11 protein-coding genes are annotated in these 12,460 nt (G+C 54.7%); 9 read left to right on the top strand and 2 right to left on the bottom strand.

All coding sequences use genetic code 11. From position 1 onward, the window contains the following. Position 1 precedes the first annotated feature (1 nt). The 7 genes from Q0746_RS08050 to ugpC all read left to right on the top strand — a co-directional run bounded on the left by Q0746_RS08050 (position 2) and on the right by ugpC (position 8,579). Complete coding sequence (locus tag Q0746_RS08050) at positions 2 to 1,489, top strand: heme biosynthesis HemY N-terminal domain-containing protein (protein WP_298259027.1); 1,488 nt, start codon at positions 2 to 4, stop codon at positions 1,487 to 1,489. Between the two features lie 504 nt (positions 1,490 to 1,993). Further along, positions 1,994 to 3,289 carry a sugar ABC transporter substrate-binding protein gene (locus tag Q0746_RS08045; RefSeq protein ID WP_298259025.1) on the top strand — a complete coding sequence of 432 codons (1,296 nt, stop codon included), beginning with the start codon at positions 1,994 to 1,996 and terminating at the stop codon, positions 3,287 to 3,289. 179 nt (positions 3,290 to 3,468) lie between these two features. After that, positions 3,469 to 4,407: a sugar ABC transporter permease gene (locus Q0746_RS08040; protein WP_298259023.1), complete on the top strand. Its 939-nt coding sequence runs from the start codon at positions 3,469 to 3,471 to the stop codon at positions 4,405 to 4,407. A gap of 71 nt (positions 4,408 to 4,478) precedes the next feature. After that, on the top strand, positions 4,479 to 5,255 hold the full coding sequence (locus Q0746_RS08035; protein ID WP_363322755.1) for a carbohydrate ABC transporter permease: 777 nt from the start codon (positions 4,479 to 4,481) through the stop codon (positions 5,253 to 5,255). After that, positions 5,255 to 6,148 carry an AraC family transcriptional regulator gene (locus Q0746_RS08030; protein ID WP_298259019.1) on the top strand — a complete coding sequence of 298 codons (894 nt, stop codon included), beginning with the start codon at positions 5,255 to 5,257 and terminating at the stop codon, positions 6,146 to 6,148. Before Q0746_RS08035 ends, Q0746_RS08030 begins: the two co-directional genes overlap by 1 nt. Further along, positions 6,145 to 7,557, top strand: coding sequence for a mannitol dehydrogenase family protein (locus Q0746_RS08025; protein WP_298259017.1), 1,413 nt, complete (start codon positions 6,145 to 6,147; stop codon positions 7,555 to 7,557). Before Q0746_RS08030 ends, Q0746_RS08025 begins: the two co-directional genes overlap by 4 nt. Beyond that, on the top strand, positions 7,545 to 8,579 hold the full coding sequence (ugpC, locus tag Q0746_RS08020; protein WP_298259015.1) for a sn-glycerol-3-phosphate ABC transporter ATP-binding protein UgpC: 1,035 nt from the start codon (positions 7,545 to 7,547) through the stop codon (positions 8,577 to 8,579). Before Q0746_RS08025 ends, ugpC begins: the two co-directional genes overlap by 13 nt. Before the next feature lie 60 nt (positions 8,580 to 8,639). On the opposite strand, the gene msrA is transcribed toward ugpC, so the two are convergent. Together msrA and msrB are read right to left on the bottom strand one after the other, a co-directional pair. Next, positions 8,640 to 9,146 (bottom strand): peptide-methionine (S)-S-oxide reductase MsrA, encoded by a 507-nt coding sequence (gene msrA / locus Q0746_RS08015; protein WP_298259013.1) that lies wholly within the window; start codon positions 9,144 to 9,146, stop codon positions 8,640 to 8,642. After that, positions 9,143 to 9,589: a peptide-methionine (R)-S-oxide reductase MsrB gene (gene msrB / locus Q0746_RS08010; RefSeq protein ID WP_298259011.1), complete on the bottom strand. Its 447-nt coding sequence runs from the start codon at positions 9,587 to 9,589 to the stop codon at positions 9,143 to 9,145. Before msrB ends, msrA begins: the two co-directional genes overlap by 4 nt. 173 nt (positions 9,590 to 9,762) lie before the next feature. On the opposite strand from msrB, the gene Q0746_RS08005 reads away from it, so the two are divergent. Next, positions 9,763 to 12,009 carry a heavy metal translocating P-type ATPase gene (locus Q0746_RS08005; protein WP_298259009.1) on the top strand — a complete coding sequence of 749 codons (2,247 nt, stop codon included), beginning with the start codon at positions 9,763 to 9,765 and terminating at the stop codon, positions 12,007 to 12,009. Continuing rightward, on the top strand, positions 12,006 to 12,395 hold the full coding sequence (gene cueR / locus Q0746_RS08000) for a Cu(I)-responsive transcriptional regulator (RefSeq protein ID WP_298259007.1): 390 nt from the start codon (positions 12,006 to 12,008) through the stop codon (positions 12,393 to 12,395). The genes Q0746_RS08005 and cueR overlap by 4 nt, the downstream gene beginning before the upstream one ends. Positions 12,396 to 12,460: the final 65 nt, after the last annotated feature.

Raw genomic sequence — 12,460 nt, 5'->3', positions numbered from 1 at the left:
TATGCTTTGGTCTCTTGTGAAAATTCTCGTGTTTGTTGGCGTCATCGTGGCGATAACTCTTGGCTTGGGCATGTTGCTGGAAACCAGTGGTGGTGTTCGGGTGTCTGTGGCCAACACCGAATTTACCTTTACCCCGTTGATGACGATCATTGGTCTCGTGTTGCTGCTGGCCGCGTTTTGGGTGGCGCTGAAGGTGCTGGGTCTTCTATTCGCCACGTTCCACTTCCTGAACGGCGACGAAACCGCGATCAGCCGCTACTTCACGCGCAACCGTGAACGCAAAGGATATGAGGCACTGGCGGATGGGTTGATGGCGCTGGCCTCCGGCGAAGGTCGCGCAGCCATGGCGAAGGCCGCGAAAGCCGAGAAGTACTTGGCCCGACCCGAATTGACCAATCTGTTGGCGGCCCAAGCTGCAGAAAGTGCTGGAGACACGAAAAAGGCCCAAGCGGTCTACAAACGTTTGCTAACGGACGAGCGCACTCGTTTTGTTGGTGTGCGCGGTATTATGAAGCAAAAGCTGGCCGAAGGTGACACGGAAACAGCGCTGAAACTTGCCGAAAAGGCATTTTCCCTGAAGCCCAAGCACGAAGAAACGCAAGACGTTCTATTGAAGCTTCAAGCCAAGACGGAAGACTGGGCCGGTGCGCGTAAAACGTTGAACGCGAAGTTGAAGCACGGCAATCTGCCACGCGATGTGCATCGTCGCCGTGATGCGGTCTTGGCCCTGTCAGAGGCCAAAGACGTGCTGGAAGAAGGCACCAGTATTGAAGCGCGCGAAACTGCGATCGAAGCCAACCGCCTGTCACCAGACCTGATCCCTGCCGCCGTTCTGGCCGCGCGGGGATATATTGAACAGGGCAAGCCGAAATACGCGGCTCGTGTGATCAAGAAGGCGTGGAGCGCGCGCCCGCACCCCGACCTTGCCGCGACCTTTGCGTTGATCGCGCCAGACGAAACCCCGCAGGCGCGGATCAAACGGTTTGCGGCTTTGACCAAGTCATTGCCAGATCATGCGGAAACCAAAATGCTGTTGGCCGAGCTAAACATCGCCGCAGAACAATTCCCAGAAGCCCGCCGCGCCATTGGGGATCTGGCCGAGGAAAACCCGACAGCGCGGGTGTTGACCATTATGGCGGCCGTAGAGCGGGGCGAAGGTTCCGACGATGCTGTTGTGCGCGGGTGGCTGACACGCGCATTATCCGCGCCACGCGGCCCGCAGTGGGTGTGCCAGAACTGCCAAAACATACACACGACTTGGGCTCCGACCTGCGGAAGCTGTGGCAGCTTGGATACCCTCAGCTGGACGGACGCGCTCCAATCCTCGGAGCCATTGCCGGCGAATACGGCTATGCTGCCGCTCATTGTGGGGGGCATCGAGGGCACTGCAGATAAGCCAACCGCAGAAGACGCGCAGATTGTTGCTGATCACGAGGTTGTCGTCGTTGAACTAGACGATTCCACGGCAGACGCATCACCGGCAAAATAGCGCATTCATTCTGGCAAGGAGTACATTCTTGTCAGGAAGCAACGGTACTTTCCTGCGACCGATTTTTCGGGCGCTTTTGAGGATGGTTTTCCTAAGCGGTTAACCATTTTGAATGCGATAGCGGTCGCAAAATTTCCCTTTGGGACCATGCAAAACTGGGATGAATGATTGTCAGTTAAAGCTGCTCATTTGCTTAAAAAGTACCACCTTATTATGGGGCGGGTTTTCTGCGTTTTCAATTGAACCGCTCATTTGAGTTCAAAGAAAGACGCAAATTAACCAAGTTTTTATGATATGTAGGGTGCAGTAAGGGCCGAAGAATCGATCCCTTTTCCGTGCGGACTCATTGCTAAAGTTCTTATTGCTTGGCGTAAATGTACCGAATTTGTCTGTTTAGTACTGTCGTTTGTCGAATTAATAGTAGGCATCCGACGCTCCGAATACACATCATGGTCGCCATGGGATTCGAGAAGAATTCGATTTGTGATTTCTGGGAGGATAAACATGAAGTCTCTACTTAACTCTGCACTTGGTCTGGCGCTTGGCGTAGCCAGTGCAACTGTTGCGGTGGCGGACGGCCACGCGAAAGAGCTGACAATTGCGATCGTTAACAACGGTCACATGATCAACATGCAAAAGGTCGCTGAGGCCTATACCGAAGAAACCGGCGTGAAGCTAAATTGGGTGTCCTTGGAAGAAGGCGTTCTGCGCGAGCAAGTCACCTCCGACACTGCAACCGGTGGCGGCCAATACGACATCATCAACATCGGCATGCAAGAAGCCCCGATCTGGGGTGCTGCCGGTTGGATCGAGCCGCTGAACTTTGGCGCTGACTATGACGTTGACGACATGCTGCCCGCAATGCGCAATGGCCTGTCCCATGACGGCACATTGTACGCGGCACCATTCTACGGTGAATCGTCCATGGTTATGTATCGCAAGGATCTGACCGACGCTGCTGGTGTCGCAATCGCTGACAACGACAGCTGGGACAATGTGAAAGCTGCCGCGGCTGCGATCCACAACCCAGATGCGGGCGTCTACGGGGCTTGTTTGCGCGGTAAGCCAGGTTGGGGCGACAACATGGCGTTTGTCACTACGGTGGTGAACTCCTTTGGCGGCGCTTGGTTTGATGCTGACTTCAAACCGCAACTGGAATCAGACGAATGGAAAGCTGCGATTAACTTCTACGTTGACCTGCTGGGGGACTACGGCCCACCTGGCTCTGAGGGGAACTCGTTCAACGAGATCCTTGCTTTGTACAACGAAGGCAAATGCGGCATGTGGATTGATGCCACAATCGCGGCGTCCTTCTTGACGCAGCCTGGTGTTGCTTACGCACAGTCGCCAAATGCTGGGAACCCAGTTGGTGCGAACTGGCTGTGGGCATGGGCAATGGCTGTTCCGGCTGGCTCTCCGAATGCGGCAGAATCCCAAGCGTTCATCGAGTGGGCTACATCCAAAGAGTACATCAAGGCTGTCGGCAACCACCCAGACTTCGGTTGGGGCAAGGTTCCAACAGGGACACGCGCCTCCACATATGCGATCCCTGAATTCCAAGCCGCTGCACCGTTCGCAGCAGCTGAAATGGCGGCGATTGAATCTGCGGCCCCAGCAGCAACAGACATCAAACCCTATGTTGGTGTTCAGTTCGCAGCGATCCCTGAGTTCCCAGAAGTGGGCACTGCAGTAGCACAAGAAATCGCAGCAGCCCTGTCTGGCGCGAAATCTGTGGATGAGGCATTGGCCGCCGCGCAGGAAGCCGCGAACGCCATTATGTCCGAGGCTGGCTACTTCTAGGCCGCTGAGCAAACACAAAGTGAGGCCCGATTGACTATTGTCGGGCCTCACTTGTCCCCGTGATCTTTGACGCTTTCATCTGGCCCGAGCGGCACATGGTGGACGCAAGCCGCTTGGATCACCGCCGCGCGCCGAAACCCGTTTTTGTCAAACTCCAGCATCGCAAGGTGACCCGAGCTATGTCCAATAGAACGCTCCCCCGCATCCTACAAACACCGTCTGTATTGCTGTTGTTGATCTGGATGTTGGTTCCCCTCAGCATGACGCTGTACTTCTCATTCATTCGGTATGTGTTGAACAGTACGATCCGCCCAGAGTGGACGACACCGTCATTGAGCAATTGGCGCGGATTCGGGAACTACCAGTATGTCCTGAACGCAAAGGACTTTTGGTTCGCGATCCAAAACTCTGTATTTATCGTAAGTAGCGTCCTTGTTCTGACTGTGATTCTGGGGCTTGGGATTGCCGTTTTAGTGAACAGATCCTTCCCCGGACGCGGTATCGTGCGGGTTTTGTTGATCTCTCCATTTTTTGTTATGCCGGCGGTGAATGCCGTGTTGTGGATCAACATGATCTTGGATCCGGTGTTGGGGCTGAACGGGCTTGCCGTCAGCGGGATCAACTCAATCGTTGAAGGGCTAAGGGATTTCCCCGTTTTGGGTGGTTTCTTCTCGATGTGGCCGGAACTTGAACCGATCTCGTTCCGTGCGACCCAAACATCGGCCTACGCGGTTATCATGATGGTATCTTGGCAATGGACCCCCTTTGCGGTTCTGATTTTCATGACCTCATTGCAATCAGAAGACGAATCCCAAAAAGAAGCCGCCACTTTGGACGGGGCAAGCCCATGGTCGCAGTTCATTAACTTGACCGTTCCACATCTGGCGCGCCCGATTGCGATTGTGGTGATGATCCAGTCGATCTTTCATCTGTCGCTTTATGCAGAGATTGAAATCGTCAGCCGAGGAAACGGCAACAAGAACCTGCCGTATCTGATTGGCGAGTTCACTTCGAACAACATCGGGGCGGCAAGCGCCACGGGCATCTTCGCCGTAATTCTAGCCAACATCATCGCGATCTTTTTGCTGCGCATGGTCGGCAAAAGCTTGATGGACTAGGGGGAAAGACAGTGGCAACCATTACTCAATCATCGAAACTTGGGAACGTCCTATGGCCTGCTTTGGCTTGGATGGTCGCGCTGATTTTCTTCTTTCCGATTTTCTGGTTGGTGTTCACCAGCTTCAAAACCGACGCGGATGCAGTGAAGCCCGAGTTTCTGTTTTCCTTCACTCCGACGTTGGAAAATTACGCAAATATGACCGAAAACTATGACTACTGGCGCTTTGCGATCAATTCGGTCATCACGTCTTCCTTTGCGACGCTTTTTGCCTTGGCGGTCGGTGTTCCCGCAGCCTATGCGATGGCCTTCGATCCCAGCCGCCACACCAAGGATATTTTGATGTGGATGCTGTCGACCAAGATGTTGCCCGCCGCGGCAGTTCTGTACCCGATGACATTCTTGACGAAGAACTTCCTAGGCATTTTTGACACGCATTTTCTGGTAATTCTGGTGCTGTGTCTGATCAATCTGCCGATTGTGATTTGGATGCTGTTTACCTATTTCAAGGAAATCCCCAAGGAAATCATTGAGGCGGGGAAAATGGATGGCGTCAGCCTGTGGGGTGAGATCAAGGACATCCTTATCCCTCTGGCGTGGGGGGGGATAGCATCGACTGCGCTTTTGACGTTCATCTTTTGCTGGAACGAAGCCTATTGGACGGTCCGGCTGACCACGGTGGATGCCGCGACCCTGTCGAAGTTGATCGAAGGTAACCGCGCACCGGAGGGGCTGTTTTTCGGCCGGTTGTCTGCGGTGTCCACAGCTGCTGTTGCCCCCATCATCATCCTAGGTTGGTTCTGCCAAAAGCAGTTGGTGCAAGGGCTGACATTCGGGGCGGTGAAGTAATGTCGATAATGGTTCCAAAAATTGAGGTCGTGGATAGATCTTTGCGCTCCATTCGGTATTTGGAGCATGGCTGGCCAACGGATCTATGTCGCTGGCACGCTCATGAAGAATACGAACTTCACCTGATTGTTGGGACGCGCGGCAAGGCGTTTGTCGGTGACTACATCGGCGAATTCGAACCGGGATACCTGTATCTGACCGGACCGAATTTGCCCCACAATTGGGTGACTGACGAGCTCTTCGAAGAGGCGCTTCCGCTGCGCGATATGCTGGTACAATTCAGCCATGACAGCATCGAGAAACTGGCGATCGGCTTTCCAGAGTTTTCACAGGTGCGCAATATGCTCATGTCGGCGAAATCCGGCATTTTGTTCGAGGGGTTCAACGCGACATTTGCCCGTGGTCATATGGAGTCGATCCGAGATCATGAAGGGCCCGAGCGCATTCTAGCCTTCATCCGTTTCTTGGTGCGTTTGAACGAGCATGCTGAGAAACGGGAGCTGTCTGTAGCGAAGCTGTTCCAACCTGCCGGTGGCAGCAAACATGGTCGGATCGGGTTGGTGGTTGACCATATTGTCCAACATTTCAAAGAAGACTTGTCCGTCGCTCAGGCCGCAAAAATGGCGAACATGACTGTGGCCACTTTCAGCCGCAGCTTTCAGTCGGTTACCGGTCACCGTTTTGTGGAATTTGTGAACAGTGTCCGCATCGGGAAAGCTTGCGGATTGCTCTATGCAACCGACGACAAGGTGATGTCGATTTGCCATCAAACCGGATTTCACAACATCGCGAATTTCAACCGGCAGTTCCTGAAATTGAAGGGAATGACACCAACCATTTATCGTGAAACTGCGCGCAAAGGTTTGGTGTCCGAAACCGAGACGACCGTATGAGCCAGATTGGAATAGCAGCGACGACCTATGACCGTGATGCCTGCGCTGTGGGCGTTGTGCATTTGGGATTTGGGGCGTTTCACCGCGCGCATCAGGCCGTCTACTTTGACGACTTTATGCAGACATCGGGTGATTTACGTTGGGGCATTGCCGCAGTGAATTTACGAGCATCGGAAGCTGCGCAGTTTCAAATTGCAAAAGACGATATCGCCAAACACGACGGCTATTTTCTCAAGGCCATTTCGTCAGATGGTCACGTGGAATTGCGCCGTGTGCGCAGTCACGTCAGCTTTCAAGATTGGACCACAGATCGCGAAGATGCCGAAGGACTATTGGCGCAAACATCGGTGCATTTGGTGACGATCACAGTCACGGAAAGCGGCTACTACATTGATCCGCACGGTGATCTGAATATTCTCGATGATGTGATCGCGACAGAACTATCGGGCGGAGAAAAGCGCAGTGTTTACGGCTATTTGCACAAAGCACTGCAAGGTCGAATGGCCTCTTCGGGAGCACGGCTAACCATCGCGTGTTGCGACAACATCCGGCAAAACGGAACAATGCTGAAGCGAAACTTGATGGCATATCTTGTGGCGTGTAACGACAACGCTCTGGCGGAATGGGTGGACACACATGTGGCTTTCCCTTGTTCGATGGTTGATCGGATAACCCCACGCAGTGAACCGGAACTGAGCGAGGAATTTAGCCAGATCACCGGCACGGCCGTTGCCTCTCCTGTGATGGCAGAAGACTTCACCCAGTGGGTTTTGCAAGAAACGACCAAAGCACCAACGCCGGATTTGACGCAATCCGGCGTGACCGTAACAGCGGATGTTGATCCCTATGAGGAGGCCAAAATTCGGGTGCTAAATGGGGGTCACACCTGCCTGACGTATTTGGCGGCGCTAGAGGGCGTGGTGACCTTTGACGCTGCAATGCGTCTGCCACATCTGCATGATCACTTTTGCGGCTTCGAGACCCAAGAGGTATTGCCCGCATTGACGCTGGATTTGCCGTTTTCCAAAGAGAAATACCTTGAAAGTATCGGCCGCAGGTTTGCGAATGAAGCGATAGGAGACACAGTTGCGCGCATCTGTGCTGACGGCATGGCGAAGTTCCCGATCTTTGTGCGCCCCACTTTGGAAGGCTGCTTACGGCAGGGGATCATGCCGCATTATAGTATTCGCAGCATCGCCAGCTGGCACCAGTTTGCACAACATGTGGCGCACGGAAAAATTCCGTTCAACTATGTGGAGCCAAGCTGGGATGAACTGTCTGCCATGCTTGGGAATGACTCTTTCGTAACAAGTCGAAAGCTCTGGGACGACTTGCCCGAAACTTACCCTGAATTTGCCGACAATTTACGGCGAGAAATTATGGAAATGGAGGCAGTATGGCCGGTTTAACATTGCGCGATGTGCGCAAGAGCTATGGTGCGACGCAAGTTATGCATGGTGTCGATCTCGATATCGAAGATGGCGAGTTTGTAGTGTTTGTCGGCCCCTCTGGCTGCGGTAAGTCTACCTTGTTGCGGATGATCGCCGGACTGGAAGAGATTTCTGGCGGTACAGTTGCGATCGGGGATCAAGAGGTGAACGATGTTGCCGCCTCAAAGCGTGGGGTCGCCATGGTGTTTCAAACCTACGCATTGTACCCGCATATGACGGTGTTCAAGAACATGGCGTTTGGGTTGAAGCAGGCCAAAACCGACCCCGCCGAGATTGACCGTCGCGTTAAGGCTGCCGCAGAAATTTTGCAAATTACCGATTATCTGGACCGCAGCCCGCGCAACCTATCCGGCGGGCAGCGCCAGCGCGTGGCGATTGGTCGTGCGATTGTGCGAGACCCAGAGGTGTTCTTGTTTGACGAACCATTGTCGAATCTAGACGCCGCATTGCGCGTGCAGACCCGCTTGGAAATTGCCCGACTGCACCAGCGGTTAAAGACCACGATGATTTATGTGACCCACGACCAAGTCGAAGCGATGACACTGGCCGACAAGATTGTTGTGTTGCGCGATGGTCGGATTGAGCAGGTCGGCTCGCCGATAGAACTGTACGAACGCCCCGCGAACGCGTTTGTGGCGCAGTTCATCGGAAGCCCAAAGATGAATTTCTTCGGCGCAGGGGATTTGCCGCAAACATCCACTACAGCCCTAGGGCGTGGCCTGAGTGACGCCGAGGAGGTCGGTTTGCGTCCAGAGCACATGGTGCCATGCTCGGAGGCTGACGCCGCCGTTCAAGGCACTTTGGAGTTGATCGAGAACCTTGGCGAATATGCTTTGGTGCATTTGATAACTGAAACGGGTGTGGAATTCATCGCGAAGACCGAACAGCCGCCAGCCGCCGCAAAGGGCAGTGTTCTGAGTTTTTCAGTGAAGCCAGACCTGGCGCATTACTTTGACAAGGCGACAGGTCTGCGACTTTAGCGCAAAAAGCAATCTTGCCTCAAAGCCCGCGAAACAGGCTAGCGTTTCGCGGGTGTTTGTTTATTCGGATTGGGCGCGTTTGGGCAGCACCCAATCTGGCCGTGCGAAATGACAAGTGTACCCGTTGGGGAGGCGCTCTAGGTAGTCTTGATGCTCTGGCTCTGCGACCCAAAACGCACCTACAGGCTCCACTTCGGTGACAACTTTGGCGGGCCAAAGACCTGAAGCATCGACATCTGCGATGGTATCAAGGGCGACCTCTTTTTGGGCTTCGTCGGCATAATAGATGGCAGATCGATAGGCCGTACCACGGTCATTGCCTTGACGGTTTGGGGTGCTCGGGTCGTGAATTTGGAAGAAGAACTCCAGCAGCTTGCGATAGCTAAGAACTTCGGGATCAAAGATAATTTCAATCCCTTCGGCGTGCGTTCCGTGGTTCTTATAGGTGGCATTTTCCACGTCCCCGCCGGTGTATCCAACGCGGGTGCTTTCAACCCCTGCCATTTTGCGGATCAGGTCTTGCATACCCCAAAAGCAACCACCAGCGAGTACAGCACGAGCGGTCATTGGATGTCCTCCACTTGGTCAAGTAGTTCAGCATAGCCGTTGGCTTCCATGTCGTCGCGATGGATGAAGCGCAAGCTTGCAGAGTTGATGCAGTACCGCAGCCCACCTTGATCTGCTGGGCCATCTGGGAAGACGTGACCCAAGTGGCTGTCACCATGCATGGAGCGCACTTCCGTCCGCATCATACCGAGGGTTGAATCGGTATGTTCTGTGACGTGCTCTGTCACGATGGGCTTGGTGAAGCTCGGCCAGCCGCAGCCAGATTCAAATTTGTCAGAGGATGCAAACAAGGGCTCCCCAGAGACGATGTCCACATAGATGCCCGGTGCAGTATTATCATTAAGCGCCCCGGTGAAAGGGCGTTCGGTGCCGCTTTCTTGAGTCACGCGAAACTGTTCTGGGGTGAGCTTGGCCAAGGCATCATCTGTTTTGGCGTATTTCATGGGCGGCATCCTTTCACGTTCAGGGCTCGTCATGCAGAAATAGGATGTTTGTCTGGGTTTTACCATTCGTTCCCAACACGTGTTCGTGAGAAATGATGGGTTTGGGGGCTTGACCTTCCAGTTGGTGGAACCTCCATATGAGGCCCAAGTGGTAATGTTTAAAGGTCCCAGACATGGTTGATACTCTGACGCAGTCCTTTGAAATTGAAGGCCTCTCTTGTGCATCTTGCGTTGGTCGGGCGGAACGCTCGGCTCTTGATGTGTCCGGAGTGGTTGAGGCCAACGTTAATCTGGCGACCGGCGTAGGGACGGTCACTTGGCAAATCGGGCGCACGACCCAGTCGGACGTGGCGGCCGCCATTACGAAGGCTGGGTACGCTGCGATCCCCGTTGAAATGACTGGCAACAGCCTGACTTCACATGACAAACGTCAAGATGAGGTTGCGCGCCTACGTCATGACACGATTGTCGCGACGGCTATGACCTTACCCGTGTTCGTGTTGGTGATGGGCAGCCATGTAATTCCAGGTGCATCAGATTTGATTGACCAAACCATCGGCCGAACAACCAGTTGGGCCCTGCAATGGGTTCTTGCAACCGCTGTCTTGTTGTTTCCCGGGCGACAGTTTTTCCGCGAAGGGTTCCCTGCCTTGCTGCGAGGGGCACCAGAAATGAACAGCTTGGTCGCCCTAGGCACGTCTGCGGCTTGGTTGTATTCGACGGTCGCTTTATTCGCACCCTTCCTAATACCGGCACAAAGCCGTGCGGTGTATTTTGAAGCCGCAATGGTGATTGTGACGCTCATCTTGCTAGGCCGCTGGCTGGAGGCGCGGGCCAAAGTGCAAACAGGGGCGGCTATTGCTGCGCTTGTGGGGCTGCAGCCCTCGGTGGCCGACATCCGACAGGGTGAAGATTGGGTAGAGACCCCGATATCAGATATCGCAGTTGGAGACGTGGTATTAGCGCGCCCCGGATCGCGGATCGCCGTAGATGGCGAAGTCGTAGAGGGTCAGTCCTTTGTTGATGAAAGCATGGTCACAGGAGAGCCGGTCCCGATCGCCCATTCCGCAGGAGACCGTGTGATCGGCGGCACCATCAACGGCACGGGCGCGTTGCACATCCGCGCGACCGCCGTCGGAGGGGACACAGTTCTTTCGGGCATCATCCGTATGGTCGGGCAAGCACAAGGGGCCAAACTTCCCATTCAATCAGTGGTCGACCAAATTGTGCGCTGGTTTGTGCCTTTGGTTCTACTCATCGCGACTTTGGCAATTTTGGCTTGGCTGGTCTTCGGGCCGAGTTTAAGCCATGCGTTGGTTGCGGGGGTGTCGGTTCTGATCGTGGCGTGCCCCTGCGCGATGGGTTTGGCCACACCTACTTCGGTGATGGTGGGCACAGGGCGCGCGGCGGAGCTAGGAGTATTGTTTCGCAAAGGGTCGGCGCTTCAGACTCTATCACAGGTAAAAACGATTGCGTTCGACAAGACGGGCACGCTTACGATGGGGCGGCCGGAGGTGGCGAACTTCATTGTGGCAGACGGCTATGAGGCGGACAATGTGCTGGCCGATGTCGCTGCTGTTGAAGCCCTGTCAGAGCATCCGATTTCGCGCGCTATTGTGCGACGCGCAAGGGAGCTCGGGTTGGGTCTGCCTGCGGCCAATGAATTTACCTCGATGACAGGGTTGGGAGTGAAAGCCCGAGTTGACGGGCGGGAAGTTCTCGTCGGTGCAGACAGGCTTATGGCCCAATCGAACATCGACGTGGGGGCGTTTGAGGCGCAGGCACAACACTGGACGGATGAGGCCCAAACGCCAGTGTTTGTGGCGATTGACGGCGTCTTGGCAGGACTGATCACAGTCTCGGACCCGATCAAGCCAGATGCGGCGAAACTCGTGTCTAACTTGGCAGCGCGGGGCGTTCAACTGGCCATGGTGACGGGCGACACGCCGCGCACCGCACAGGCTGTCGCACGGGCGATTGGCATAGAGCAGGTCGTGGCAGCTGTGTTGCCGGATGGGAAAGCGGAAGCTGTTGCGGGGCTAAAGCGTGACGGGTTACTGGCGTTTGTGGGGGATGGCATCAATGACGCGCCGGCCCTTGCGGCCGCGGACGTTGGCGTGGCCGTCGGAACCGGAACCGATGTCGCGATAGAGACGGCAGATGTAGTTTTGATGTCGAGCGAACTACCCGCCGTGTTACGGGCCGTGGATATAAGCACGCGCACAATGGCGAACATCCGTCAGAATTTGTTCTGGGCTTTCGCCTATAACACGGTGCTCATTCCAGTTGCGGCGGGTGCCATCTACCCGATTTGGGGTGTTTTGATGTCGCCCATGCTGGCAGCGGGCGCTATGGCATTGTCCAGCGTATTTGTCGTGAGCAATGCGTTGCGATTGCGCCGGATGGGGGCCGCGTTATGAACATTGGCGAGGTAGCAAAAAGAGTGGGTCTGCCCGCGAAGACGATACGGTATTACGAAGATATTAACTTGGTCCGCCCTTTCCGTGATCCAAATGGATACCGTGTATTCACCGAGAAAGACCTGCATAAATTGACCTTCTTAAGTCGAGCCCGCGCCTTGGGGTTCACAATAGAAAAATGCCGCGCGTTGCTGGCGCTTTGGGAAGATCAAACGCGCGCCAGCTCTGATGTGAAGAAGATCGCACGGGCACATCTGGAAGAGATCGACCGCAAAGTTTCCGACCTTCAATCCATGCGAAAGACCCTAAGCGACCTTATGCGCGACTGTGCAGGGGATGACCGCGCTGATTGTCCGATCTTGTCAGGCCTCGGCGAACCCAGATAATCGCCACGCGGCGTTTCACAAGCTATTGCCAAATCCACATTGCGGTTGTCTGATACCCCTGACGC

Origin of the sequence: uncultured Litoreibacter sp. (assembly GCF_947487515.1) — a bacterium.
Lineage (GTDB): Bacteria > Pseudomonadota > Alphaproteobacteria > Rhodobacterales > Rhodobacteraceae > Litoreibacter.
This window is presented reverse-complemented; position numbering and strand designations above follow the sequence as displayed.